Consider the following 23,739-nt stretch of genomic DNA (forward strand, 5'->3'; position numbering starts at 1 on the left):
ATGTTCCTCGATTGGCTTGAGCGCCGCGTCGATCCTTTCGCGTCCTTCGATGAGGCGCGGATGCCGCCGCGGTCGATCCTCGGTTTCGCCTGGTTCTACCTGCGTCCGATCCGCGCCGCCCTGGTGGCGCTCTTCGTCATCGCGGTCGTCGCCGGCACGGTCGAAGCGTCGCTCTACCTCGTGATGCGCTGGTTCATCGACCTGCTCGGCTCGGCCGACCGGGCGACCGTGCTGGCGGACCATTCGGTCGAACTCGGTCTGGTAATCCTGCTGATCGCCGTGGTGCGACCACTGTCGATCTGGGCCCACGAGGTGCTGTCCAACCAGCTCGTCGTGCCGCAATCCACCAGCCAGATCCGCTGGCGGGCTCATCTCTACACCCTCGGGCACGCGCTCTCGTATTTTCAGGGCGACTTCTCGGGACGGCTCGCCAACCGGGTCGTGCAGGTGGGCCCGGCGGTTCGGGAACTCGCCGTCGTCTTCATCGACACGCTGCTCTACGTGGCGATCTACGCGATCACCGCTGTCGGGCTGTTCAGCGCGATCTCGCCGTGGCTCGCCGTTCCGGTGCTGCTCTGGATTGCCGCCTATGCGGGCCTGACCGCGTGGTTCGTGCCCCGGGCTCGCGCCCGCTCCCACAAGACCGCCGATACCCGCTCGACGCTCATCGGCCGCATCGTCGACAGCTACACCAACATCCTGACGGTGAAGCTCTTCGCGCGCGATCGCGAGGAGCGCGCCGCGGTGCAGGACGCCGTTGAGGTCCACACCGCCGCCTATCTTCACCAGTTCCGTCTGGTGACGCTGACCACCAGCCTGCTGGGTCTCCTCAACAGCGCGCTCCTGATCGCCACCGGCGCGGCGTGCCTCGTCCTCTGGCGCGATGGCGGCATGACCACCGGCGAGGCATCGGCGGGTCTCGCCCTGGTGCTCCGGCTGATCGCCATGTCGGGCTGGGTCATGCAGACCGTGCGCGGCGTCTTCGAGAATGTCGGCGTGGTCCAGGAGAGCATGCAGACCATGGCGCGGCCGCACGCCCTGATCGACGCGCCGGATGCCCAGTCTCTGATCGTGACCGGCGGCGAGATCCGGTTCGAGGCGGTCGGCTTCCACTACGGCCGCGGCGACGCCACCGTCATCGAGGATTTCTCCCTGACGATCCGCCCGGGCGAGAAGGTCGGGCTGGTCGGCGTCAGCGGCGCCGGCAAATCGACGCTGGCGGGCCTGCTCCTGCGCCTCTACGACGTGGAGAGCGGCCGCATCCTGGTGGACGGCCAGGATATCGCGACGGTGACCCAGCAATCCCTGCGCGAGGCCATCGCGATGGTCAGCCAGGACACGTCGCTGCTGCACCGCTCCATCCGCGACAACATCGCCTATGGCCGCCCCGGCGCCACCGAGGCCGAGATCGAGCGGGCGGCCCGGCTGGCGCATGCCGACGCGTTCATCGCCGATCTCGTCGACCACAAGGGGCGGCGCGGCTACGACGCCCAGGTCGGCGAGCGCGGCGTCAAGCTGTCCGGCGGGCAGCGTCAGCGCATCGCGATCGCCCGGGTCATGCTGAAGGACGCGCCGATCCTGATTCTCGACGAGGCGACTTCGGCCTTGGACAGCCAGGTCGAGGCGGCGATCCAAGAATCGCTCGACACGCTGATGGCCGGGAAGACCGTTCTGGCGATCGCGCACCGCCTGTCGACCATCGCGGCCCTCGACCGGCTGGTCGTGATCGACCGCGGCCGGATCATCGAGGAGGGGACGCATGCCGAGCTGGTGGCAGCCGGCGGCGTCTACGCCGGCCTCTGGTCGCGCCAGTCGGGCGGATTCCTGGACGACGGGACGGCTCGGTACGACAGCGCGGTCGCCTGAGCGGCGGAGCGGCGCGATTGCCGGCAACATACCGCGACGATCGAGGCTCGACCTTATCGCCGCGCCGCACACAGCCGCTTGACTCAGGGGCGGCAGACGGTCTCATTGCTCAGATTAGAACCATAATGCTTTGTTCCCGGATCGAGCCGGAACGAGGGCACCTGCGGCCCTGACGCCGACGCATGGAGTTCCGAACCTTGGCGAATACATCAGCCGCCGCTCCCGCGGCCCCTGGGCATGAGGGCAGCCGCCGCGACTTCCTGTTCTTGGCGACCGGCGCGGGACTCGCGGTCGGGGCCGCGGCCGCAGCCTGGCCGCTGATCTCCTCCATGGCGCCGGATGCCGACACGATCGCGGCCGGCGCACCGATCGAGGTCGATCTCTCCCCGATCCAGGACGGGCAGATCGTCAACGTCTTCTGGCGCGGCAAGCTGATCTTCGTACGCAAGCTCACCGCCAAAGAGGTCGGTGACATGCAGGCGGTCCCGCTCTCGGCGATGATCGATCCGGCCGCCTTCCCGACCCGGGTCAAGAGCGGCCACGACCAGTGGCTCGTGGTTTACGGCAACTGCACGCATCTCGGCTGCGTGCCGATCGGTCACCAGGGCAATTTCGAGGGCTGGGCCTGCCCGTGCCACGGCTCGCAATTCGACGCGGTGGGCCGCGTGCGCCACGGACCGGCGCCGATCAACCTGCCAATCCCGCCCTACGCCTTCGAGACGGATACCAAGATCCGGATCGGCGAGGGTGGCAAGGAAGCGGCCTGAGGGAGGACGGAAGCATGAGCGGAACGGCCAGCACCTACGTCCCCAAGAGCCGGGTAGCCAAATGGTTCGAGGCGCGCCTGCCCATCGTCGGGCTGATGCATTCCTCGTTCGTGGCCTTCCCGGTCCCCCGCAACCTCAATTATTTCTGGACCTTCGGGGCGATCCTGATCGCATTCCTGGGCATCCAGATCGTCACCGGCGTCTGGCTGGCGATGCACTACGAGCCCTCCGCGACGGGTGCCTTCAACTCCGTCGAGAAGATCATGCGCGACGTGAATTACGGATGGCTGCTGCGCTACGCGCACGCCAACGGCGCGTCGATGTTCTTCGTCGCCGTGTACCTGCACATGTTCCGCAACCTCTATTACGGGTCCTACAAGGCCCCGCGTGAGGTGCTCTACATCCTCGGCGTCGTCATCTACCTGCTGATGATGGCCACGGCCTTCCTCGGCTACACGCTGCCCTGGGGCCAGATGAGCTTCTGGGGCGCCACCGTCATCACCAACATCCTCGCGGCAATCCCGGTGGTGGGCGACACGATCCAGACCCTGCTCTGGGGTGGTTACTCGGTCGGCAACCCGACGGTGAACCGCTTCTTCTCGCTGCACTACCTGCTGCCGTGGATGATCGCCGGCGTGGTCGTGCTGCACGTCTGGGCGCTGCATGTCACCGGCCAGAACAACCCGGTGGGCATCCCCATCAAGTCGGGCAAGGACGCGGTGCCGTTCACGCCCTACGCGACGATCAAGGATGTGTTCGCGGTCTGCGTGTTCATGATCCTGTTCTCCTGGTTCCTGTTCTACCAGCCGAACTATCTCGGCCACGCCGACAACTATATCCAGGCGAACCCGGCGGTGACGCCCGCGCACATCGTCCCGGAATGGTACTTCCTGCCGTTCTACGCGATCCTGCGTGCGGTCCCGAGCAAGCTCGGCGGCGTTATCCTGATGTTTTCGGCCGTGATCATCCTGGCCTTCGCGCCGTGGCTCGACACGTCGCGGATCCGCTCGTGCAACTACCGGCCGCTGTACCGCCAGTTCTTCTGGGTCTTCGTCGGCGCCACGCTGCTGCTCGGCTGGCTCGGCTCGCAGCCCCCGGAGGGCGGCTACGTGCTCGCCGCGCAGGTCTGCACCGCCTACTACTTCGCGCACTTCCTGATCGTCATGCCGCTCTGCGGCCTGTTCGAGACGCCGAAGAAGCTGCCGGGCTCGATCCTCGAGAGCGTGACCGGGCCGGGCAAGCAGGTGAGCGGGTCCGGCATGCCGGCCGGCGCCGCCGCCGCTCCGACCACCAAAGGCTGACGGGCTGACGACAGGACCATGAAGATGACGCGCGTCCTCTCGACGACCGCCGCGGCCGCCCTGGCGGCCCTGCTGATCGGCGCCGTGCCGGTCTCTGCCCAGGAAGGGCATGGCGGGCCGATCCCGGCCCGCGTGAACTGGAGCTTCGCCGGCGTGTTCGGCCGCTTCGACACCGCGCAGCTTCAGCGCGGCTTCCAAGTCTACAAGGAGGTCTGCTCCGCCTGCCACTCGATGAAGCTGGTCTCCTTCCGCAACCTCGCGCAGGAGGGCGGTCCGGACTTCTCGGCCGCGCAGGTCAAGGCGCTGGCCGCGACCTATCAGGTGAAGGATGGGCCGAACGATTCCGGCGACATGTTCGAGCGGCCCGGCCGGCCGGCCGACACCTTCCCGCCGCCCTTCCCGAACGATCAGGCGGCGGCCGCGGCCAACGGCGGCAAGGCGCCGCCGGACTTCTCGGTGATCGCCAAGGCGCGGACCTTCTCCCGCGGCTCGCTCTACTTCCTGACCGACTGGCTGCCCTTCGTCGGCTACTCGGAGCACGGGCCCGACTACATCCACGCGCTGCTCAACGGCTACGAGGAGGCGCCGAAGGATTTCGCGGTGCCGGAGGGCGGCCACTACAACAAGTACTATCCCGGCCACATCATCGCGATGCCGCCGCCGATCACCGACGGGCAGGTCTCCTACCCGAAGAACGATCAGGGCCAGCCGGTCGTCCCCGAGACGGTCGACCAGTACGGCAAGGATGTCTCGGCCTTCCTGATGTGGGCAGCCGAGCCGCACATGATGGACCGCAAGGCCCTGGGCTTCCGGGTGATCCTGTTCCTGATCATCCTGTCGGGGCTGCTCTACTACGTGAAGAAGAAGGTCTGGGCCGATGTCGGCGGCGAGGTCCATGGCCTCCAGCCGGAGCTGCACAAGACCTACTGAGGCGGGGCAGACCGTTTCGCTGTTCGGATGGGCCTCCCTCGGGAGGTCCATCTTTTTTTTGGTCGGCTCTCCATGCTACCGCTCGCCCGCCGCGACGGTCCTCCTTCCGACACCGCCCGTCCCCTGCACCACCTCATCCTGAGGTGACCGTGTCAGCGGGCCTCGAAGGAGGGCTCCAGGGATCAAAGCGGCTTCTGGAGGTCTCCTTCGAGGCCTCCGCATTGCTCCGGCACCTCAGGATGAGGTGCCGGGTGGGATAGGCCGCGCTGCCGAGGCGCCGCGTGTTGAGGGATTCCGGCATGAGCGCAGCGGTACTGGGTGTCATGGGTGGCTCCGGCGTCTACGACCTGCCGGGGCTCGAGGACGTGCGCGAGGAGCGCGTGGCGTCGCCCTGGGGCGAGCCCTCGGACGCCCTGCGGATCGGGCGGATCGGCGACACCAAGGTCGTGTTCCTGGCCCGGCACGGGCGGGGACACCGGCTCTCACCGTCGGGCATCAACTACCGCGCCAATATCGATGCCCTGAAGCGGGCCGGCGTCACCGATCTCGTCGCCCTGTCGGCCTGCGGCTCGTTCCGCGAGGATCTGCCCCCGGGCCTGTTCGTGCTGGTCGATCAGTTCGTCGACCGCACCCAAGGGCGCGCCACCTCGTTCTTCGGCGACGGCTGCGTCGCCCACGTCTCACTCGCCCATCCGGTGGGCCCCGGCCTGCAGGCGCGGATCGCTCAGGCCGCGAAGGCCGAGAACATCGCGGTCCATCGCGGCGGCACCTATGTCTGCATGGAGGGGCCGCAATTCTCGTCGCTCGCCGAGTCCCGGGCCTACAAGGCCCAGGGCTTCGACGTGATCGGCATGACCAACATGCCCGAGGCCAAGCTCGCCCGCGAGGCGGAGATCACCTACGCGACCATCGCGATGGTGACCGACTACGATTGCTGGCACCCTGGCCACGATGCCGTGGACGTCGCCGCGGTGATCGCGGTCGCCCGGGCCAATGCCGACAAGGCGGCGCGGCTCGTCGCCCGTCTCGCCCGCGACTTCCCGGCCGAACGCGAGGCTTGCCCGGCGGGCTCGCACCGGGCGCTCGACGGCGCGATCATGACCGCCCCCGCCGTCCGGGATCCGGCTTTGCTCGCCAAGCTCGACGCCGTGGCGGGGCGGGTCCTCAACGGGTAGCCGCCCGCCCTTTCCAATCCGCGGCGAGTCCCTCTAGAAGGCGCGGGCGGCCGAAGCCGCCCCCGACGCGAAGTCCAGACCGAAATGCGCAGCGCCTCCATCAGCCGGAAGACCGCGGAAACCGATATCGCGGTCACCGTTTCCCTCGACGGAACCGGGCGGTCGAACATCGCCACCGGCATCGGCTTCCTCGACCACATGCTGGACCTGCTGGCGCGGCACGCCCTGTTCGATCTGGACGTGAAGGTCGACGGCGACCTGCACATCGACCAGCACCACTCGGCCGAGGATTGCGGCATCGCCCTCGGCCAGGCCTTCGCGAAGGCGCTCGGCGACAAGCGCGGCGTCACGCGCTACGCGGACATCCACCTTCCGATGGACGAGGCGCTGACCCGGGTCTGCGTCGACATCTCGGGCCGTCCCTTCCTCGTATTCCGCACCGCGTTCCGGGTGGAGAAGATCGGAAATTTCGACACCGAGCTCGTGCGCGAGTGGTTCCAGGCCTTCGCGATGAATGCCGGCCTGACCCTCCACGTGGAGACCCTCTACGGCGACAACGCGCACCACATCGCGGAGAGCTGCTACAAGGGGCTGGCCCGGGCCTTGCGGAAGGCCGTGGCGATCGATCCGCGGGAGGAGGGGCGCGTTCCCTCCACCAAGGGCTCCCTGTAGACCTGTTGTCATCGGGCGCCCCGATCGGCCACGCGGCCGTCGCGGCGCACGCTCTCGGAGTTTCGCGATGCGGATGCGCAGCTACACGCTCCACCTGCCGGCCGACGCACGGCCCGGCGAGTCGATCGGGCTCGACCGGGCTCTGCTCGTTCGGGACGGCTTCTCCTGGCCGGCCTTCGCCTTCACGGTGCTGTGGTTCCTGTTTCACCGTCTCTGGGTCGCCGCCCTGCTCGTGCTCGTCGGCCTTGCGGCGTTGGCCGTGGCCGGTATCGCGCTCGGGCTTTCGGCCCGTTCCGCGCTGATCGCTACCCTGCTGGCCGCCTGGCTGATCGGCCTCGAAGCCTCGAGCCTGCGCCGATGGACCCTGGCGCGGCGCGGCTGGCCGGCGCGCGACGCCGTGATCGCCGCGACGCACGAGGAGGCCGAGGCCCGGGCCCTGAATCGCTGGCTCGAGGCGAGCCCGACCGCGCCGCGGGCCCCGTTCCCGAGCGGCCCCAGCCGGCGGACCGAGCCGGTGATCGGGCTGTTCCCCGCCCAGGAAGGCGCCCGGTGAGTTCCCGGGCGAGACGCGCATGAGCACCGAGACCGTTGCGATCATCGATTACGGGTCGGGCAACCTCCACTCCGCCGCCAAGGCTTTCGAGCGCGCCGCCCGCGAGGGCGGTTCCGATGCCCGGATCCGCCTGACCTCGGACCCGGACGTCGTGGCCTCCGCCGACCGTGTCGTCCTGCCCGGTGTCGGCGCCTTCGCGGATTGCCGCCGCGGGCTCGACGCCGTCCCCGGCATGGTCGAGGCGATGACGCAGGTCGCGCACGGGGCCGGCCGGCCGTTCCTCGGGATCTGCGTGGGGATGCAGCTCCTGGCCAGCCGTGGCCTCGAATACACGACCACGCCCGGGCTCGGCTGGATCCCCGGTGATGTCGGCCCGATCCGGCCGTCGGACCCGGCCCTCAAGGTCCCCCATATGGGCTGGAACACCCTGCGGACCGAGCGCGACCACGCGCTGCTCGCCGGCATTCCCACCGGCGAAGACGGGCTGCACGCATACTTCGTCCATAGCTACGCGCTGGATGCGGAGCGCCCTGACGACGTGGTGGCGCGCGCCGAGTACGGCGGCCCGGTCACCGCTCTCGTCGCCCGCGACAACGTCGCCGGCACGCAGTTCCACCCCGAAAAGAGCCAGCGGCTGGGCCTCGCGCTCATCGCCAACTTCCTGAACTGGCGCCCGTGAGCGCCGTTCGGCCCAGGCAAGAAGGACGGAAGCGCCCGTGATCCTGTACCCGGCGATCGACCTGAAAGAGGGGCGGTGCGTCCGCCTCATCCAGGGGGACATGGCGCAGGCCAAGGTCTTCGGCGACGACCCGGCCGCGCAGGCCGCGATCTTCGAGGCGCAGGGCTTCTCCTGGCTCCACGTGGTCGATCTCGACGGCGCCTTCGCGGGCGCGCCGCGAAACGCGGAGGCCGTCGACGCGATCCTCGCGCGGGTGACGATCCCGGTCCAGCTCGGCGGCGGCATCCGCGAGATGAAGACTCTGGAGGGCTGGCTGAGCAAGGGCGTCGCCCGGGCGATCATCGGCACCGCTGCGGTGCGCGATCCCGGATTCGTGCGGGAGGCCGCCCGCAAGTATCCCGGGAAGATCGCGGTCGGAATCGACGCCAAGGACGGCCGCGTCGCGGTCGAGGGCTGGGCCCAGACCTCCAGCATGACCGCGGAGGAGCTGGGGCGGCGCTTCGAGGACGCCGGTGTCGCGGCGATCATCTACACCGACATCGCCCGGGACGGGATCCTGAAGGGCCTCAACGTCGAGATGACCCTGGCGCTCGCCCAGGCCGTGCGCATCCCGGTGATCGCGTCGGGCGGCCTCGCCTCGATCGACGACGTGCACCGCCTGCTGCAGCCGGATTGCGCCCTGATCGCCGGCGCGATCACGGGGCGGGCGCTCTACGACGGCCGCATCGATCCGGAGGCGGCGCTGACCGCGATCGCTGCGGCGCGCGGCCCGGCGGCGTGATATCCAGAGGCTCGCGACATGAGACGCCGCCCGTGCTGAAGATCCGCATCATCCCCTGCCTCGACGTGAAGGACGGGCGCGTCGTGAAGGGCGTGCGCTTCGAGGGCCTGCGCGACGCCGGCGACCCCGTCGAGGCCGCCAAGGTTTACGACGCGGCCGGCGCCGACGAGCTGTGCTTCCTCGACATCACCGCGAGCCGCGAGGCCCGCGGCACGCTGCTCGACATCGTCAGCCGGACCGCCGAGGCCTGCTTCATGCCGCTCACCGTCGGCGGCGGCGTCCGTACCGTCGAGGACGTGCGCGCCCTGCTGCTCGCGGGCGCCGACAAGGTCGCGATCAACACCGCGGCCGTGAAGGATCCCGACCTCGTCGCCCGCGCTGCCGAGAAGTTCGGCGCCCAGTGCATCGTTGTGGCGATCGATGCCAAGCGCGTCTCGCCCCCCGGCGCGCCTGCCGCCTGGGAGATCTTCACCCATGGCGGCCGCGACCCGACGGGGATCGACGCCGTGGCCTTCGCGCGGCTGGTGGCCGGAAAGGGCGCCGGCGAGCTGCTCGTCACCTCCATGGACAAGGACGGGACCCGCTCCGGCTACGACCTCGCCCTGACGCGGGCGATCAGCGACGCCGTCACCGTGCCGGTGATCGCCTCGGGCGGCGTCGGCGGTCTCGACGACCTCGTGGCCGGCGTGGCCGAGGGCGGCGCCAGCGCCGTGCTGGCGGCCTCCATCTTCCATTTCGGGCAGGCAAGCGTCGCCGAGGCGAAGGCGCACATGGCGGCGGCGGGCCTCGCCATGCGCCTCGACGGCCCGGCCTCTTCCGCGAGGGCGCCCCTGTGAGCAGCTACCTTCTGGCGAACGCCAACCTCCTCGATCCCGCGACCGGCCGCGAGACCGCCGGCGCGGTGCTGGTGCGGGACGGCCGCATCGCCGACATCGCCGCCGGTGCAGCGCCGGGCGCCCCGGCCGACGCGAAGCACATCGACTGCGCCGGCCGCGTCCTGACCCCCGGGCTGATCGATATGCGCGCCTTCGTGGGCGAGCCGGGGGCCGAGCACCGCGAGACCCTGGCCTCGGCGAGCGCCGCGGCGGCCGCGGGCGGCGTCACGACGCTCGTCTGCATGCCCGACACCAACCCGGTGATCGACGAGCCGGCCATCGTCGACTTCGTGCTCCGCCGCGCCCGCGACACGGCGAGCGTCAACGTCCTGCCGGCGGCCGCCATCACCAAGGGGCTCGCCGGCCGGGAGATGACCGAGTTCGGCCTCCTCAAGGAGGCCGGCGCGGTCGCCTTTACGGACGGGCTCCGGGCGGTGGCGAACGCCCAGGTGCTGCGCCGCGCCCTGACTTACGCCCGGGATTTCGATGCCCTGATCATGCAGCATGTCGAGGAATCCGCCCTCGTCGCCGAGGGCGTGATGAACGAGGGCGAACTCGCCTCGCGCCTCGGGCTGATGGGGATCCCCCGCGAGGCCGAGACCGTGATGCTGGAACGGGACATCCGCCTCGTGCGGCTGACCGGCGCCCGCTACCACGCGGCGATGATCTCCTGCGCCGACTCGGTGGACATCGTCCGCCGGGCCAAGCAGGACGGCCTGCCGGTCACCTGCGGCGTCTCGGTGAACAACCTCGTCCTCAACGAGAACGACATCGGCCATTACCGCACCTTCTGCCGGCTCTCGCCGCCCCTGCGTCACGAGACCGACCGGCAGGCGGTGGTGCGCGCCCTCGACGAGGGCGTTATCGACGTGGTCGTGTCCGACCACAACCCGCAGGACGTCGAGACCAAGCGCCTGCCCTTCGCCGAGGCGGCGGACGGGGCACTGGGCATCGAGACGCTGCTCGGGGCCTCGCTCCGCCTCGTCCATACCGGCGACCTGGCGCTGCCCAAGCTCATCGCGGCGCTCACGGTGAATCCGGCACGGATCCTCGGCCGCGAGGCCGGACGGCTGGCGGTCGGCGCTCCCGCCGACCTGGTCCTGATCGATCCCGATCTGCCCTACGTCCTCGACAAGCGCCGGCTGAAGTCGCGCTCGAAGAACTCCCCGTTCGACGAGGCGCGCCTCCAGGGCGCGGCGGTTCTCACGCTGGCCGGCGGCCGGATCGTCCATGCGGTCGACGACCTCGCGGCCGCCGCATGATGCTTCCGGAGCTCGCGACCCCGGCCGCCCTCGGCGGCCTCGCCCTCGGCTACGCCCTGGGCTCGATCCCGTTCGGGCTGATCCTGACGAAGTTCGCAGGCCTCGGCGACGTGCGGGCCATCGGCTCGGGTAATATCGGCGCCACCAACGTGCTGCGGACCGGTCGGAAAGGCCTCGCCGCCGCGACCCTACTGGGCGACGCCCTCAAGGGGACGGCCGCCGTCCTGATCGCCTGCCAGCTGGGCGAAGGCCCGGCGCTGGCCGCCGGGCTCGGCGCCTTCCTGGGCCATCTTTTCCCGATCTGGCTGGGCTTCAAGGGCGGGAAGGGGGTTGCGACGTTCATCGGCGTGCTCCTCGCCTTCAGCCCGCCCGCCCTCGCAGTCTTCGCGGCGATCTGGCTGGGGCTCGCCTTCGCGCTCAAATACTCGTCGCTGGCAGCGCTCGCCGCATCCGCGGCCACGCCCCTGGCGCTGTGGGCACTCGGAGCTCCGGCGCAAGCGTTGCTGTTCTTGCTCCTCGGCCTTCTGCTATGGTGGAAGCACGCGCCCAACATCCGCCGACTCGCGTCCGGCACCGAGGGGCGCATCGGCCAGAAAGGCTGAGCGCGCGCCGACGGCGCGGACCTTTGGGGGTGGTGGATGCAGCTCACCGATGCCCAGCGGCTCGACTGGCTGCGGCTGATCCGAACCGAGGGCGTCGGGCCGCGAAGCTTCCGAAGACTCATCAACCGCTTCGGCGGCGCAGCCGCCGCCCTCGATGCCCTGCCGGACCTCACCGCCCGCCAGGGGAGACGGATCACGCCGCCGACGCGGAGTGAAGCCGAGGACGAGATCGCGGCGCTCGTCCGTCTTGGCGGTCGGCTGATTGCCACGGGCGAGGCGGATTACCCCAGGCTACTCACCCAGGTCGATGCGGCGCCGCCGCTCCTGGCCCTGCGCGGCGCTCCCATCCTCAACCGGCCCGCCGCCGCGCTCGTCGGCTCGCGCAATGCCTCGACGGCCGGGCTCGCCTTTACGGAGCGGCTGGCCCGGGGACTCGGTGAGGCCGGCCTGACGGTGGTCTCCGGCCTCGCCCGCGGGATCGACGCCCGGGCCCACAGGGCCAGCCTGCAAACCGGGACGATCGCCGTCATGGCCGGCGGTCAGGACCGGATCTATCCCGCGAGCCATGCCGCCCTGGTCGAGGCGATCCTGGGGGAGGGGGGCGCCGTCCTCGCCGAGATGCCCATGGGCTGGGAACCCCGTGGGCGCGACTTCCCCCGCCGCAACCGCATCATCTCCGGCCTGTCCTACGGGACCGTCGTGATCGAAGCCGCCCGCCGCTCCGGGTCGCTGATCACGGCGCGCTACGCCCTGGAACAGAATCGGGAGGTCTTCGCTGTCCCGGGTTCGCCCCTCGACCCGCGCGCCGAGGGCACGAACGACCTGATCCGCCAGGGCGCTGCCCTCGTCTCCGAGGTCTCCCACATCCTCGAGGTGCTCGGCCCGATCATCGAGCGCGGCCCGGACGCGGACGCGGCGCCCGCGCGCGAACGGCCGGACCTCGCCGAGCAGCCGGATTTCTGGGACGAGATCGAACTCGACGGGCCCGGCGGGGACCTCGACCCGACACCGCGTCAGCGCGCGTCCGCGCTCTTCGACCGCCCGGCCTGCGCGGACGCGCCACCCGAGCCCGAGGATGACCGGGCCCGGATCGTGGCGCTGCTCGGCCCAAGCCCGGTCGGCACCGACGAGCTGGCGCGGACTGCCGGCGTCGGCGCCCGGATCGTGCAGAGCGTGCTGCTGGAACTCGAACTCGACGGACGGATCGAGCGCCACGGCAGCGGCACGGTCTCCCTGGTCAGTCGTTGAGGAAGTCGTCGTCGGTGTCCGCGTCGGCGTCGGCGAGGTTGCGCATGACGTCGAGGCAGCCTTGGAGGATGTAGGCGGCGGCCAGCTTGTCCACGAGCTCGCCGCGCCGCGCCCGCGAGGCATCGGCCTCGATCAACGCCCGCGTGACCACGGCGGTCGACAGGCGCTCGTCGAAGAAGACGTGGGGCAGGGGGCAGATCGGCGCGAGGTTGCGCATGAAGGCGCGGGTTGACTGCACCCGCGGCCCCTCGCTGCCATCCATGTTGAGCGGCAGCCCGACCACCAGGCCGCCGACCGCATGTTGCCGGCACAGGGCGGCGAGCCGCTGCGCGTCGGGGGTGAACTTCACCCGCCGGATCGTTTCCAGAGGTGTGGCGATCTGCCGTCCGAGATCCGACAGGGCGAGCCCGATCGTCTTGGTGCCGAGATCGATGCCGATCAGCCGGGCGCCGCCGCGGGATTCGGCCGCAAAGGCCCGGATCGCGTCGAAGTTCATGACTTCGCCTGTGCGGCGCGCGCCAGGGTGGCCTCGGTGATGCCCTCGAACCGGGCGGGCAGGGGCTCCGCGCCCGGTCCGAGAACCAGGGCCGCGGACGGCCCGGTGATCCGCTTGAAGAAATCGTCGAGGCTCTCGCCGCCGAACCGCACCGTTTCCAGGTCGGGCGCGAGCAGCCAGATATCGTACTCCCCGTCGGTCCCGGAGACGTCCCAGAACAGGAAGCTGCCATCCTCGCCCGCGCCGAAGAAGCAGGCGCGCTCGACCACGCTGGCCTCGCCGCCCTCGACGTCGAAGCGGTGCGGCTCCGATCCCGCCTCCAGCATCGCGACGGCCGCGCCGACGCTGTGGGCGATGAGGCCCGCCTGGCTCACCAGATCGCAGGCTTCGAACGGCGCCGGCACCGCGACGCGGAACTGTCCCGCCGCCACGCCGACCCCGCAGGTCTCGCAGAAGGCGCGATAGGAGGCCGGCAGGGAAAAGCCCAGCGCCTCGGCCGCCCGGTCGAGGACCGCCGCGTCCGGAACGAAGCCCGGCGCGAGATCCTCGAAAACCTGCTTCCACATCGCTCCCGCTCCACCGTCCACAGGCTTCAGCTCCTCAGCAGATCGCCCCCGGTGCGCGCGGAGCCGTTCGCGTCTAGGTAGGTTAATGATCCGTTAAACCACGCTCTTAGGGGCATGCCTTGTCGACGAACGGCCAGCTCTCCTGTTCCGCCCCGTCCGGATCCCGGCGGGCGATGCCGCGCAAGCATCGCTGGATGCTGCTCCTCGCCTTCGAGATCCTGATCGCGGGCTTCACCCAAGCCATGATCCAGCCGGTCCGGCAACAGGGAATCACCATCGAAATGTCGGTGACGCCCCACCACGTGGTCACCTGACAGGCCCTCGGGAGCCCTGTCGCCCGCCGACCCCATTCGGGTGTCTCCGCGCGGAGCGGCGATCCCCGATGCCGGCGCGGGCCGCGTGCCCGCCTCCGCCCGCGTTGCGGCGCGTCGAGAGCCGATGCTATAGCCCGACCGACTTCGGGAGCGTGATCCCGGGCAGGGGCGAACGGGACGGCATGTCGGTCGACGAGAAGACGGTTCGGCGCATCGCGCATCTGGCGCGGATCGCGGTCACCGACGACGAAGTCGGGCCGCTGCAGGGCGAGTTGAACGCGATCCTCGCCTTCGTCGAGCAGCTCGGCACGGTCGACGTCGCGAGCGTCGAGCCGATGACCTCGGTCACGCCGATGGCGATGAAGAAGCGCGAGGACGTCGTGACCGAAGGCGGCCGCGCCGCCGACGTCGTCGCCAACGCGCCCGAGACGGAGGACAATTACTTCCTGGTCCCGAAGGTGGTCGAGTAGACCGGTCTCGACCTGCACCTTAGGCCCGGACCTTGCGGACCGGATTTCTGGCGGGCGCGCCGCGGCGCGCGGGGACGTGAACAGCGTGAATCCGAACGAACTGACCCTGGCCGAGGCGCGGGACGCCCTGAAGGCGAAGCGGATCTCGGCCCGCGAGCTGACTCAGGCGCATCTCGACGCCATGGCAAAGGCCCGCGTCCTGAACGCGTATATCCGGGAGACCCCGGACCGCGCTCTGAAGATGGCCGAGGCCTCCGACCAGAAGATCGCGTCCGGCGAGGCACGGCCGCTCGAGGGCATTCCCCTCGGCATCAAGGACCTGTTCTGCACGCATGGCGTGACGACCACGGCCGGCTCGAAGATCCTCGAGTCGTTTGAGCCGCACTACGAATCGGCTGTGTCGGCCAATCTGTGGCGCGATGGCGCCGTGATGCTCGGCAAACTGAATCTCGATGAGTTCGCCATGGGCTCGTCCAACGAGACCAGCGCCTACGGCAACGTCGTCTCGCCCTGGCGGCGAACCGGATCGGACGCGCAGATCGTGCCCGGCGGCTCATCGGGCGGCTCCGCCGCGGCGGTCGCGGCGCGGCTCTGCCTCGGCGCCACTGCGACCGATACCGGCGGTTCGATCCGCCAGCCCGCCGCCTTCACCGGCACGGTCGGGATCAAGCCGACCTACGGGCGCTGCTCGCGCTGGGGCACGGTGGCCTTCGCCTCCTCCCTCGATCAGGCCGGCCCGATCGCCCGGACGGTGCGCGACTGTGCGATCCTGCTCGGTTCCATGGCCGGCGCGGATGCCCGTGACACGACCTGCGCGGATCTGGCCGTGCCCGATTTCGAGGCTGCGGTCACCCGCGGCGTGAAGGGGCTGACCATCGGCATCCCCAAGGAGTACCGGGTCGACGGCATGCCCGCCGAGATCCAGAAGCTCTGGGACGAGGGAGCGGCCTGGCTGAAGGCGGCCGGGGCGACGATCAAGGAGATCTCGCTGCCGCACACCGCCTACGCGCTGCCGGCCTATTACATCGTGGCCCCGGCCGAGGCCTCCTCGAACCTCGCCCGCTACGACGGCGTCCGCTACGGACTGCGCGTGCCCGGCAAGGATATCGCCGGGATGTACGAGAACACCCGCGCCGCCGGCTTCGGCCGTGAGGTGAAGCGCCGGATCATGATCGGCACCTACGTGCTCTCGGCAGGCTACTACGACGCCTACTATGTCCGCGCGCAGAAGATCCGCACGCTGATCAAGCGCGACTTCGAGGCGGCCTACGCGGACGGCGTCGACGCCATCCTCACGCCGGCCACGCCGTCGGCCGCCTTCGGCATCGGCGAGAAGGCCTCGGCCGACCCTGTGGAGATGTACCTCAACGACGTGTTCACCGTGACGGTGAACATGGCCGGCCTGCCGGGCATCGCCGTGCCGGCCGGGCTCGATGGCCAGGGCCTGCCGCTCGGCCTGCAGCTCATCGGCCGTCCCTTCGACGAGGAGACGCTGTTCGCGGTCGCGCAGGTGATCGAGGATTCGGCGGGTCGCACAACCCTGCCCGAGCCGTGGTGGTCATGACCGTCCCATACTACCCCTGGACGGTCTGGATCTGGGCCGGGTTCGATCCGGCGCTGATCGTGGTGGCGGTCTATCTCGGCTGGACCGCCAGCCAATTCGGCAAGGTGTTCATCGCGGCGATCGCGGCGCTCGGCTTCTCGGTGCTGTTCTCCTACGCGGTGAGCGCGGCCGGCATTCCGTGGCCGGCGCCGATCACCCATGACGGCCCGACCTTCTTCCCGGTGCGCGCCGTCGCGGCCCTGCTCTGGGCGATCCTCGGCTACGGCGCCCGGCAGGCGGTCCGACGCCGCGCTTGATCTTTTCGCGACGCCGCCCGTAAGTGACCGGAAGACATCCACGCCCACCCGCGCCCTCATCCTGAGGCGCCCGCGTGAGCGGGCCTCGAAGGAGGCCTCCAGCTGGCCGCGCGATCCCTGGAGCGCTCCTTCGAGGCTGCTGCGCAGCACCTCAGGATGAGGCCGTGGGTGGGAGGATCACGCCACGCTCGTTTCCTCGGCCCGGACGACCATGAACGCACCCGTCGACCCCAAGAAGCTGATCAAGGGCGGCCTCCACGATTGGGAGGTGATCGTCGGCATGGAGATCCATGCCCAGGTGTCCAGCCGGGCGAAGCTGTTCTCCGGCGCCTCGACGGAGTTCGGGGCTGAGCCGAACGACCATGTCTCGCTGGTCGATGCCGCGATGCCCGGGATGCTGCCGGTGATCAACGCGGAATGCGTCGCCCAGGCGGTGCGCACCGGCCTCGGCCTGAAGGCCAAGATCAACCTGCGCTCGGTGTTCGACCGGAAGAACTACTTCTACCCGGATCTGCCGCAAGGCTACCAGATCTCGCAGTACAAGGACCCGATCGTCGGCGAAGGCGAGGTTCTGGTCGATCTGGCCGACGGCACGTCGATCACCGTGGGCATCGAGCGCCTGCACCTCGAGCAGGATGCCGGCAAGTCGCTGCACGACCAGGACCCGACCCGGAGCTTCGTCGACCTCAACCGGTCGGGGGTGGCGCTGATGGAGATCGTCTCCCGGCCCGACCTGCGCTCCTCCGAGGAGGCGAAGGCCTACGTGACCAAGCTGCGCACGATCCTGCGCTATCTCGGCACCTGCGACGGCGACATGGAGAAGGGGTCGCTCCGCGCCGACGTGAACGTCTCGGTGCGCCGCCCCGGCGAGCCGCTGGGCACGCGCTGCGAGATCAAGAACGTCAATTCGATCCGCTTCATCGGGCAGGCGATCGAGACCGAGGCGCGGCGCCAGATCGCCATCCTCGAGGATGGCGGGACCATCGACCAGGAAACGCGCCTGTTCGATCCCGGCAAGGGCGAGACCCGCTCGATGCGCTCCAAGGAGGAGGCGCACGACTACCGCTACTTCCCCGATCCGGACCTGCTGCCGCTGGAGTTCGACCAGGCCTACGTCGATGCCCTGGCCAAGGGGCTGCCGGAGCTGCCGGACGCCAAGAAGGCCCGGTTCGTGTCCGAATTCGGCCTCTCGCCCTACGATGCCGGCGTGCTCGTCGCTGAACGCGCCTCCGCCGACTACTACGAGGCGGTGGCGAAGGGCCGTGACGGCAAGGCAGCGGCCAACTGGGTGATCAACGAGCTGTTCGGCCGCCTCAACAAGGAAGGGCTCTCCATCGAGGCGACCCCGGTCTCGGCCGACCAGCTCGGTGCGATCATCGACCTCATCGGCGAGGGCGTCATCTCCGGCAAGATCGCCAAGGACCTCTTCGAGATCGTCTGGACGGAGGGCGGCGACCCGCGCGCCGTGGTCGAGAGCCGCGGCATGAAGCAGGTCACCGATACCGGTGCCATCGAGGCGGCGATCGACCAGATCATCGCGGCCAATCCCGACAAGGTCGCCCAGGCCAAGGAGAAGCCGACCCTGCTCGGCTGGTTCGTCGGCCAGACCATGAAGGCCACCGGCGGCAAGGCGAACCCCGCGGCGGTGAACGCGCTTCTCAAGGCGAAGCTGGGAATCGCGTAAACACGTCGCGACGGACGGCCATCTCCCGCGCGTGACCTCATCTTGAGGCGCCCGCGTCAGCGGGCTCCGAAGGCGGGCTCCAGGGGCCGCGTGGCGGGCTGGAGCCCGCCTTCGAGGCGGCTGCGCCGCACCTCAGGATGCGGGCGCGGGCCGGATTGCTGGCACTTCCCGCTCGCAGGATATCACCGCCTCGACGAGCCCCCCTCGTCGCTTCGGCCACGACGAAATCCCGCCGCGGCACAGCCGGGCAGGTAGGGCATGCGGATCCTCTGAGAAAAACCGCGGCGGAACGGCTCGAAGTGGGGCCTTTCGCGCATTCGAAGGCGTGCCATGTGTGGCCGCTTCTGCGCCCCTGGAGCCGCGTCCGTCCGGCTGTTCGTGTAGCGCCGCTGAGTCTCGGGCCGAACCGGTCCCTGGACCGTCTAGGCGGCTTTCCGCTGCGGTGGAGTCATGCCTGTCTCCTCCAGCTTCCGTAAACCGGCACTGCTGCGAAACCTGATCGCATCAAGGTTTCGTGCCGGCCCGTGCCCGCTTTCGCCAAGCACAGGGGGAGACTGCGCCCGTCATCCGGGACGGTCAATAGCTATTTTCTCGGCAAACTGGTTTTTCGCTCGACTTGGCCGCAGTGCCGCGCCGCACCGCCTGCGGGGTCAACGACTTGGATCGATCCTGCGGCACTGCGAAAGACCCTGTGACGCCCGAGCGGATCGCCGCCCCCTTTTTTCCGACCGGGCAGCGCAAGCCGCATGCGGAGAGCGTGTCGGTCTTGCCGCCCCGGTCGACGCTGTCGGCTTCGTCGTCCACGCGGTGACAAGTTCGAGAGTGGGAAGGCGAGAATGGGCGTCTGCGGGCGTGGGGCCGCGGCGGCGCATCCTCGTCTCCCACCCGGATGTGCCTCAGGCATCCGCACTATGGTCAATCGGCCCGCGTTCGCGCGGTGACTCAGTGCCGGCCGGCCTCCGTGGCCGGACCGGCCGCCGGCGTCGCCGAGGGGGAGACCCGGTCGCGCAAATCCATCAGCCAGTTCGGAGCCGGGCCGCGGCCGCCGTTGACGAAGACCGTCGCGGTCATGCCGGCGATGAGCGGAATACCGGGCGGGACGTGGTCGATGCGGATGCGGACCGGGACCCGCTGCGCGAGGCGGACCCAGGTATAGACCGGATTGACGTCCGGCAGCCCCTGCGTGCTCGACGCGGCATTCGCCGTGGAGATGCCGAGCGTGATGCTCTGGACCGTCCCGGTCAGGTGCGGATCGAAGCCCATTAGCTTCACGTCGGCGGGGTCGCCGACGCGGATGTTGGGCATCTTGGTCTCCTCGAAATAGCCGTCGATCCAGAAGGAATCGGTGTCCACCACGCTGATGTTCGAGCTGCCGGTCCGGGCGTAGTCGCCGACCCGCATCAGAAGGTTGGTCACGCGCCCGTTGACCGTGGAGGTCACCTGGGTGCGTTCGAGATTCACCTTCGCCTGCCGCAGCTGCGCCTGCGCGCTCTCCACCGCCGCCTCGGCGATCTTGGCGGAGCCGGCAAATTGCTGCTTCTCCTCGACCGAGGTCGAGACGGTCGAGAGCGCCTGGCGCCGCGCCGATTGGGCGTTCTTCACCTGCAGATCGGCCTCGCGATTCTTCACCTCGGCATCCGCCGAGGTGACCGCCACCTCGAAGTCGATCGGATCGATGACGTACAGGACGTCGCCCTTGCGGACATTCTGGTTGTCGTGAACGCGGACCTCGACGATCTGCCCGGAAACCTGCGGCGCGATGTTGGCGACCTGCACGCGGACCGTGCCGTCCCGGGTCCAGGGCGCCGCCACGTAGAATTCCCAAACGAAGGCGGCCGCCAGGATCGCGGCGAGCAGGATCACCCCCGTCGCCGCCAGACGGAAGATCTTGGCGGCGCGCCCCCGGCGCGGGACCGAGGGGAGCGGGTCGCTCCGACCGGGCGCGCTGTCGCGGGCGGCAGGCTTCGGATCGTCCTCGTCGGCGGTCGTATCGGGCATCAGATGAACGCGATCAGGAGGGCGAGAACACAGACGTAGAGGCCGGCCTCGGCAAGCGGGGCATTGGCGACGTAGCGGCTGAAGCGGATGCGCGCGAAGACCCGGCGCAGGACGACCAGAATCACGAACGCGGCCAGCGCATAAGCGACGAAGGCGCTCACCAGCACCCCGCCGACATGGATGTCCTCGTGCATCGTGACCCCGGGAGAAAGCCGCCCGTCAGAAGGGCGCGATGTCAAGGCGATGGAGGAATCGCCGGTGGCGGGTGATGGTTCGCGACGCGGTGACGAGATCGCTCGCGGCGCGGGCGGTGGTGAGCCGCACCGGCCGATCCTGGCCGGAGGCGGCGCGGATCAGATCGCGCGCGGCGATCTCGAGGCCGCGATCGTTGCCCGCCGCGAGAGCGTCCCGCGCATGCGGGATCGCGCCGCGCAGGCCCTCGATCGACCAGAGGCGGCGCAGCTCGGCATGGGCGCGGGCGGCGGCGGCCTCCAGGCGGGCGAGGGCGAAGGCGTGGTGCAGGTTCGCCCGCCGGACGGCACCGCTCCCCGAGCTGTAGCCGGCGAACTGGAACAGCCGGTCGGCATTCAGGCTCGTGCGGGTGGTGGCGTCGCCTCCCTGGCCGATCAGGGCGTCGGCCAGGGACCGCCGGGCCGAATCGAGGGCGAAGACCCGCTGCTGGGCGGGCGTGACCGGCAGGATGAGGCGGACGACGATCGACAGGATCACGGCCGCCACGACCACGAGGAACGCGTTCAGCAGGAAGGTCAGGGCATCGTAGGTCTGAGGATTGGAGGGGCCGAGCAGGACGGGGAAGAACACGATCACGATGAAGCCGATGCCGAAGGTCCTCGGGTTCAGCGACAGGAAGCAGCCGAAGGCGATCACCGGTGCCATCGCGATGGCCAGCATCGGAAAACCCTGAACGCCGTTGAGCAGCGCGAACCGGGCGATGCCCGCGAACGTGGCCGCCAGCATCATCCCAATGACGACGCCGGTGGCGAATTTCTTCGGATCCGGCGTGACCGACGACAGCGCCGCGGTGGCGGCGACCTGGACCAGCGCGAAGGAGGCCTGCGGCAGGCCGAGGGCCACGAAGGTGGCGGCCGTCACGGCAAAGCTCAGCGCGACCCGCAGAGCGCCGCGCAGGGCGACGGGGAAGTCGCGATGCGTCGGCAGCGTGGCGTCGCGCAGGGGCTTGTGACCGTCGGCGACGGCGCGGATGCCGTCCTGCGCGAAGGTCGCGGCGCAGACGAAGTCGAGGGCGCGCTGGAGGACCACCACCTCGTCGAGGGGGCGGGTCCCGTCGCGAATCGCGGCGTCGACCAGATCGCGCAGGCGCTCGTCGTCGCGGTCGAGGGCATCCGGATCGGGCGCATCGGTCACCCGCCTGCAGATCGCCATGGCTTCCGAAACAGCCGGGCCCGGGTTGCGCAGGCACGCCGCCGCCGCCGCGACGCTGCGGATCGACGCCGCCATGACGTAGAGCGCGGCGATGCAGCTGCGCGCGCCGGCCGCCCGGAAGCGGCCGTCGTCGAGTTCGCCCGAAATCGCGCTGGCGTCGGCCCGCATCGGCGCGATGGTGCGGATCAGCGCCGCGGTCCGGGACGCGCCGAGATCGCCCTCGGTCAGCGTCTCGCGAGCATAGCCGCGCGTCTCGTCCCAGGCCTCGCGGAGCTGCGGCAGCAATGCCCGCCACGTGCTCGGCGAGGCGAGGGCGTCGTTGATGAAGGTGATCACGACGATGCCGAGGACGATCACGGCGACGCGGGACACAGCGGCGTCGAAAGTGCCCTGCGGCTCGTCGATCTGGCCGAGCGCGATGATCGCAACGGTGTAGCCGGACAGCATCGCCCCGTAGGCCCGGGTATCCTGCAGGAACTGGGCGACGAAGACGCAGAGGCCGAGCCAGACGGTGAAGCCCAGGAGCAGCAGCACCCGGTCCTGAGCGAACAGGGCCATCAGGACGAGTGCCACCACAGCGCCGATCAGCGTGCCGAGGAGGCGGTAGACCGCCTTCGAGATCGCCTGCCCGCGCTTGGGCTGGGCGAGGATCGCCACGCAGGTGGCGGCCGACGAGGCGCTGTCGAGCTGGAGCCAGAAGGCGGCCGCCAGCGCCAGCATCATGGCGATCCAGATCCGCAGCGCGAAAGCCCAGGCGGCCGGCTTGGGAACCCAGGTGTCGAGAAAGCTCACCGCGCGGTCGATGGCCGACACGGCATGGCGCCCAGCGCCGGGTGCGACCGGGGCCTCAGCCATGCCGGACCTTGCGCCGAACCGCTTCGGGCGGGCTGTCCGCCGCCCATCGGAACGGAAAAAGGTCCGTCATGTCGTGGCGCCTCCGGCCAATCACCCGCGGATGTCTGAACAAACAGGACGCCCCGTGGTTCGCCCCGGCTCAAGCCTTGTCGCCGCCCTTGAGGCGCTTGTTGCACTTGCTCCAGTACTGAGGCCATTTCGGCCCCTGCGCGGCTTTCTGCGCCTCGGTGAGGGCGCGCCACTCGGAGCCGCAGGTCTTCTGCCGGTCGCGGGCCGCGGACTGGCCGGGGCTCGGCTGCTTCGCAGTCGGTGCTGGCGGGACCTCCGCGGCAGGTGCCTGCCTGGTCGGCGCTTCCTTGGCCGGCGCTTCCTTGCCGGGTGCATCCTTGGCCGGTGCATCCTTGGCGAGGATGGGTTGGGCCGCGAGCAGCGGCACGGACAGGATCGCGATCCTGACGAGACGATCGATCATCGGATATTCCCCCTCGGGCGACGTTGCGCCGCCCGAGCCGCAGTTTCGCCGCTCGCCAGCCGGGCGAGCAAGCCCGACGCGGCAGCCGCCAACAGCTGCGGCAACGCTTCGGCGGGTCGGTGGGACCGGATTCGCGATGCCTTTGCGCGGCACCTTCGCGCGATGCCCTTGAGCGCGGAAGGGAAATCGTCTTCACTGCCCGGATTGTCCGGAAACGGCGGAGGACCACCGCGCCGCCGACGATTGGGTGCAGGAGCAGGCAGAGCATGGCAGCGGTATCCGGGCGGCCGATCGACGTCCATACCTGGAGTACGCCGAACGGCTGGAAGGTCCCGATCATGCTGGAGGAGTGCGGGCTCCCCTATCGCATCGTTCCCGTGGACATCGCCAAGAACGAGCAGTTCGCCGCCGATTTCCTGGCGATATCCCCCAACAACAAGATCCCGGCCATCGTCGATCCGGACGGGCCCGGCGGACAGCCGATCTCGGTCTTCGAATCAGGCGCGATCCTGCAATATCTCGGCCGGAAGACCGGGCAGATGTATCCGACCGACGAGCGCGCCCGCGTCGTAGTCGACGAGTGGTTGTTCTGGCAGGTGGCGGGCTTCGGGCCGATGCTCGGGCAGACGCACCACTTCAAGATCTACGCGCCCGAGAAGGTGCCCTACGCGATCGACCGGTTCACCGCCGAGGCCAAGCGCCTCTACGGGGTGCTGGAGCGCCGCCTCGAGGGTCGGGCGTTCCTCGCCGACGATTACTCGATCGCCGATATCGCGACGTTCACCTGGGCGAAGCTCAACTTCAAGCAGGGCGTCGACATCAACGCCCTGCCGAACGTGGCCCGGTGGCTCGAGAGCATCCTGGCAAGGCCGGCGGTGCAGCGCGGCCTCGCGTCGATCTGATCTCCGG

At 69.8% G+C, this 23,739-nt stretch carries 26 protein-coding genes; 19 read left to right on the forward strand and 7 right to left on the reverse strand.

Features of this window, described 5'->3' with window-relative positions:
* The 13 genes from BLT59_RS06130 (at window position 1) to dprA (ending at window position 12,711) form a co-directional block, all read left to right on the forward strand.
* Window positions 1–1,866: an ABC transporter ATP-binding protein gene (locus BLT59_RS06130; RefSeq protein ID WP_091777517.1), complete on the forward strand. Its 1,866-nt coding sequence runs from the start codon at window positions 1–3 to the stop codon at window positions 1,864–1,866.
* Between the two features lie 182 nt (window positions 1,867–2,048).
* On the forward strand, window positions 2,049–2,633 hold the full coding sequence (petA, locus tag BLT59_RS06135) for a ubiquinol-cytochrome c reductase iron-sulfur subunit (RefSeq protein ID WP_173009191.1): 585 nt from the start codon (window positions 2,049–2,051) through the stop codon (window positions 2,631–2,633).
* Window positions 2,634–2,647: 14 nt separating this feature from the next.
* Window positions 2,648–3,934 carry a cytochrome b gene (locus tag BLT59_RS06140; RefSeq protein WP_091777520.1) on the forward strand — a complete coding sequence of 429 codons (1,287 nt, stop codon included), beginning with the start codon at window positions 2,648–2,650 and terminating at the stop codon, window positions 3,932–3,934.
* A gap of 18 nt (window positions 3,935–3,952) precedes the next feature.
* Entirely contained in the window at window positions 3,953–4,864 is a 912-nt protein-coding gene (locus BLT59_RS06145) for a cytochrome c1 (protein ID WP_091777521.1), read from the forward strand.
* 299 nt (window positions 4,865–5,163) lie between these two features.
* Window positions 5,164–6,039 (forward strand): S-methyl-5'-thioadenosine phosphorylase, encoded by an 876-nt coding sequence (locus BLT59_RS06150; RefSeq protein ID WP_091777523.1) that lies wholly within the window; start codon window positions 5,164–5,166, stop codon window positions 6,037–6,039.
* Window positions 6,040–6,123: 84 nt separating this feature from the next.
* Window positions 6,124–6,711: an imidazoleglycerol-phosphate dehydratase HisB gene (gene hisB / locus BLT59_RS06155; RefSeq protein ID WP_091777525.1), complete on the forward strand. Its 588-nt coding sequence runs from the start codon at window positions 6,124–6,126 to the stop codon at window positions 6,709–6,711.
* A gap of 67 nt (window positions 6,712–6,778) precedes the next feature.
* Window positions 6,779–7,264, forward strand: a complete 486-nt coding sequence (locus BLT59_RS06160; protein WP_091777527.1) for a DUF2628 domain-containing protein — start codon at window positions 6,779–6,781, stop codon at window positions 7,262–7,264.
* A 19-nt stretch (window positions 7,265–7,283) separates the two neighbouring features.
* The gene (hisH, locus tag BLT59_RS06165) at window positions 7,284–7,943 is read left to right on the forward strand and encodes an imidazole glycerol phosphate synthase subunit HisH (protein WP_091777529.1); all 660 of its coding nucleotides are present in this window, start codon (window positions 7,284–7,286) and stop codon (window positions 7,941–7,943) included.
* A 37-nt stretch (window positions 7,944–7,980) separates the two neighbouring features.
* Window positions 7,981–8,724: a 1-(5-phosphoribosyl)-5-[(5-phosphoribosylamino)methylideneamino]imidazole-4-carboxamide isomerase gene (gene hisA / locus BLT59_RS06170; RefSeq protein ID WP_091777531.1), complete on the forward strand. Its 744-nt coding sequence runs from the start codon at window positions 7,981–7,983 to the stop codon at window positions 8,722–8,724.
* Window positions 8,725–8,756: 32 nt separating this feature from the next.
* Window positions 8,757–9,560, forward strand: a complete 804-nt coding sequence (gene hisF, locus BLT59_RS06175) for an imidazole glycerol phosphate synthase subunit HisF (protein WP_091777533.1) — start codon at window positions 8,757–8,759, stop codon at window positions 9,558–9,560.
* Window positions 9,557–10,861 carry a dihydroorotase gene (locus BLT59_RS06180; protein WP_091777535.1) on the forward strand — a complete coding sequence of 435 codons (1,305 nt, stop codon included), beginning with the start codon at window positions 9,557–9,559 and terminating at the stop codon, window positions 10,859–10,861. Before hisF ends, BLT59_RS06180 begins: the two co-directional genes overlap by 4 nt.
* Window positions 10,861–11,463: a glycerol-3-phosphate 1-O-acyltransferase PlsY gene (gene plsY / locus BLT59_RS06185; protein ID WP_244513878.1), complete on the forward strand. Its 603-nt coding sequence runs from the start codon at window positions 10,861–10,863 to the stop codon at window positions 11,461–11,463. Before BLT59_RS06180 ends, plsY begins: the two co-directional genes overlap by 1 nt.
* 36 nt (window positions 11,464–11,499) lie before the next feature.
* Window positions 11,500–12,711, forward strand: coding sequence for a DNA-processing protein DprA (gene dprA / locus BLT59_RS06190; RefSeq protein ID WP_091777539.1), 1,212 nt, complete (start codon window positions 11,500–11,502; stop codon window positions 12,709–12,711).
* Here the strand turns inward: dprA and ruvX are convergent.
* Both ruvX and BLT59_RS06200 read right to left on the reverse strand, forming a co-directional pair.
* Complete coding sequence (ruvX, locus tag BLT59_RS06195; protein ID WP_091777541.1) at window positions 12,701–13,207, reverse strand: Holliday junction resolvase RuvX; 507 nt, start codon at window positions 13,205–13,207, stop codon at window positions 12,701–12,703. The genes dprA and ruvX overlap by 11 nt on opposite strands.
* Complete coding sequence (locus BLT59_RS06200; protein WP_091777543.1) at window positions 13,204–13,773, reverse strand: SMI1/KNR4 family protein; 570 nt, start codon at window positions 13,771–13,773, stop codon at window positions 13,204–13,206. The genes ruvX and BLT59_RS06200 overlap by 4 nt, the downstream gene beginning before the upstream one ends.
* 173 nt (window positions 13,774–13,946) lie before the next feature.
* Between BLT59_RS06200 and BLT59_RS31185 the strand changes: the two genes are divergently transcribed.
* The 5 genes from BLT59_RS31185 (at window position 13,947) to gatB (ending at window position 18,101) form a co-directional block, all read left to right on the forward strand.
* On the forward strand, window positions 13,947–14,087 hold the full coding sequence (locus BLT59_RS31185) for a hypothetical protein (protein WP_173009192.1): 141 nt from the start codon (window positions 13,947–13,949) through the stop codon (window positions 14,085–14,087).
* Between the two features lie 182 nt (window positions 14,088–14,269).
* The gene (gatC, locus tag BLT59_RS06205) at window positions 14,270–14,557 is read left to right on the forward strand and encodes an Asp-tRNA(Asn)/Glu-tRNA(Gln) amidotransferase subunit GatC (RefSeq protein WP_091777545.1); all 288 of its coding nucleotides are present in this window, start codon (window positions 14,270–14,272) and stop codon (window positions 14,555–14,557) included.
* Between the two features lie 85 nt (window positions 14,558–14,642).
* On the forward strand, window positions 14,643–16,121 hold the full coding sequence (gene gatA / locus BLT59_RS06210) for an Asp-tRNA(Asn)/Glu-tRNA(Gln) amidotransferase subunit GatA (protein ID WP_091777663.1): 1,479 nt from the start codon (window positions 14,643–14,645) through the stop codon (window positions 16,119–16,121).
* A complete protein-coding gene (locus BLT59_RS06215; RefSeq protein ID WP_091777665.1) occupies window positions 16,118–16,417 on the forward strand; it encodes a hypothetical protein in 300 nt (99 codons plus the stop codon). Before gatA ends, BLT59_RS06215 begins: the two co-directional genes overlap by 4 nt.
* Before the next feature lie 211 nt (window positions 16,418–16,628).
* Window positions 16,629–18,101, forward strand: a complete 1,473-nt coding sequence (gene gatB / locus BLT59_RS06220; RefSeq protein ID WP_091777547.1) for an Asp-tRNA(Asn)/Glu-tRNA(Gln) amidotransferase subunit GatB — start codon at window positions 16,629–16,631, stop codon at window positions 18,099–18,101.
* Window positions 18,102–18,677: 576 nt separating this feature from the next.
* Here gatB and BLT59_RS30560 read toward each other — a convergent pair.
* The 5 genes from BLT59_RS30560 to BLT59_RS06240 form a co-directional block, all read right to left on the reverse strand.
* Window positions 18,678–18,905, reverse strand: coding sequence for a hypothetical protein (locus tag BLT59_RS30560; protein WP_139173973.1), 228 nt, complete (start codon window positions 18,903–18,905; stop codon window positions 18,678–18,680).
* A 138-nt stretch (window positions 18,906–19,043) separates the two neighbouring features.
* Window positions 19,044–20,099 (reverse strand): efflux RND transporter periplasmic adaptor subunit, encoded by a 1,056-nt coding sequence (locus BLT59_RS06225; RefSeq protein WP_091777549.1) that lies wholly within the window; start codon window positions 20,097–20,099, stop codon window positions 19,044–19,046.
* On the reverse strand, window positions 20,099–20,293 hold the full coding sequence (locus BLT59_RS06230; RefSeq protein WP_091777551.1) for a DUF1656 domain-containing protein: 195 nt from the start codon (window positions 20,291–20,293) through the stop codon (window positions 20,099–20,101). The genes BLT59_RS06225 and BLT59_RS06230 overlap by 1 nt, the downstream gene beginning before the upstream one ends.
* Window positions 20,294–20,318: 25 nt before the next feature.
* Complete coding sequence (locus BLT59_RS06235; RefSeq protein ID WP_175543941.1) at window positions 20,319–22,358, reverse strand: FUSC family protein; 2,040 nt, start codon at window positions 22,356–22,358, stop codon at window positions 20,319–20,321.
* A 139-nt stretch (window positions 22,359–22,497) separates the two neighbouring features.
* The gene (locus BLT59_RS06240) at window positions 22,498–22,830 is read right to left on the reverse strand and encodes a hypothetical protein (protein WP_091777553.1); all 333 of its coding nucleotides are present in this window, start codon (window positions 22,828–22,830) and stop codon (window positions 22,498–22,500) included.
* 266 nt (window positions 22,831–23,096) lie between these two features.
* Between BLT59_RS06240 and BLT59_RS06245 the strand changes: the two genes are divergently transcribed.
* Window positions 23,097–23,732 (forward strand): glutathione S-transferase N-terminal domain-containing protein, encoded by a 636-nt coding sequence (locus tag BLT59_RS06245; protein WP_091777554.1) that lies wholly within the window; start codon window positions 23,097–23,099, stop codon window positions 23,730–23,732.
* Window positions 23,733–23,739 lie beyond the last annotated feature (7 nt).

The sequence above is a fragment of the Methylobacterium sp. UNC378MF genome (assembly GCF_900103195.1).
In the GTDB taxonomy this organism is placed as follows: domain Bacteria; phylum Pseudomonadota; class Alphaproteobacteria; order Rhizobiales; family Beijerinckiaceae; genus Methylobacterium.

What these genes read in the sequence shown, in the direction of transcription:
- BLT59_RS06130 (WP_091777517.1), top strand. Translation starts at nt 1, where the DNA reads ATGTTCCTCGATTGGCTTGAGCGCCGCGTCGATCCTTTCGCGTCCTTC.
- petA (WP_173009191.1), top strand. Translation starts at nt 2,049, where the DNA reads ATGGAGTTCCGAACCTTGGCGAATACATCAGCCGCCGCTCCCGCGGCC.
- BLT59_RS06140 (WP_091777520.1), top strand. Translation starts at nt 2,648, where the DNA reads ATGAGCGGAACGGCCAGCACCTACGTCCCCAAGAGCCGGGTAGCCAAA.
- BLT59_RS06145 (WP_091777521.1), top strand. Translation starts at nt 3,953, where the DNA reads ATGAAGATGACGCGCGTCCTCTCGACGACCGCCGCGGCCGCCCTGGCG.
- BLT59_RS06150 (WP_091777523.1), top strand. Translation starts at nt 5,164, where the DNA reads ATGAGCGCAGCGGTACTGGGTGTCATGGGTGGCTCCGGCGTCTACGAC.
- hisB (WP_091777525.1), top strand. Translation starts at nt 6,124, where the DNA reads ATGCGCAGCGCCTCCATCAGCCGGAAGACCGCGGAAACCGATATCGCG.
- BLT59_RS06160 (WP_091777527.1), top strand. Translation starts at nt 6,779, where the DNA reads ATGCGGATGCGCAGCTACACGCTCCACCTGCCGGCCGACGCACGGCCC.
- hisH (WP_091777529.1), top strand. Translation starts at nt 7,284, where the DNA reads ATGAGCACCGAGACCGTTGCGATCATCGATTACGGGTCGGGCAACCTC.
- plsY (WP_244513878.1), top strand. Translation starts at nt 10,861, where the DNA reads ATGCTTCCGGAGCTCGCGACCCCGGCCGCCCTCGGCGGCCTCGCCCTC.
- dprA (WP_091777539.1), top strand. Translation starts at nt 11,500, where the DNA reads ATGCAGCTCACCGATGCCCAGCGGCTCGACTGGCTGCGGCTGATCCGA.
- ruvX (WP_091777541.1), bottom strand. Translation starts at nt 13,207, where the DNA reads ATGAACTTCGACGCGATCCGGGCCTTTGCGGCCGAATCCCGCGGCGGC.
- BLT59_RS06200 (WP_091777543.1), bottom strand. Translation starts at nt 13,773, where the DNA reads ATGTGGAAGCAGGTTTTCGAGGATCTCGCGCCGGGCTTCGTTCCGGAC.
- BLT59_RS31185 (WP_173009192.1), top strand. Translation starts at nt 13,947, where the DNA reads ATGCCGCGCAAGCATCGCTGGATGCTGCTCCTCGCCTTCGAGATCCTG.
- gatC (WP_091777545.1), top strand. Translation starts at nt 14,270, where the DNA reads ATGTCGGTCGACGAGAAGACGGTTCGGCGCATCGCGCATCTGGCGCGG.
- BLT59_RS06215 (WP_091777665.1), top strand. Translation starts at nt 16,118, where the DNA reads ATGACCGTCCCATACTACCCCTGGACGGTCTGGATCTGGGCCGGGTTC.
- gatB (WP_091777547.1), top strand. Translation starts at nt 16,629, where the DNA reads ATGAACGCACCCGTCGACCCCAAGAAGCTGATCAAGGGCGGCCTCCAC.
- BLT59_RS06225 (WP_091777549.1), bottom strand. Translation starts at nt 20,099, where the DNA reads ATGCCCGATACGACCGCCGACGAGGACGATCCGAAGCCTGCCGCCCGC.
- BLT59_RS06230 (WP_091777551.1), bottom strand. Translation starts at nt 20,293, where the DNA reads ATGCACGAGGACATCCATGTCGGCGGGGTGCTGGTGAGCGCCTTCGTC.
- BLT59_RS06235 (WP_175543941.1), bottom strand. Translation starts at nt 22,358, where the DNA reads ATGGCTGAGGCCCCGGTCGCACCCGGCGCTGGGCGCCATGCCGTGTCG.
- BLT59_RS06240 (WP_091777553.1), bottom strand. Translation starts at nt 22,830, where the DNA reads ATGATCGATCGTCTCGTCAGGATCGCGATCCTGTCCGTGCCGCTGCTC.
- BLT59_RS06245 (WP_091777554.1), top strand. Translation starts at nt 23,097, where the DNA reads ATGGCAGCGGTATCCGGGCGGCCGATCGACGTCCATACCTGGAGTACG.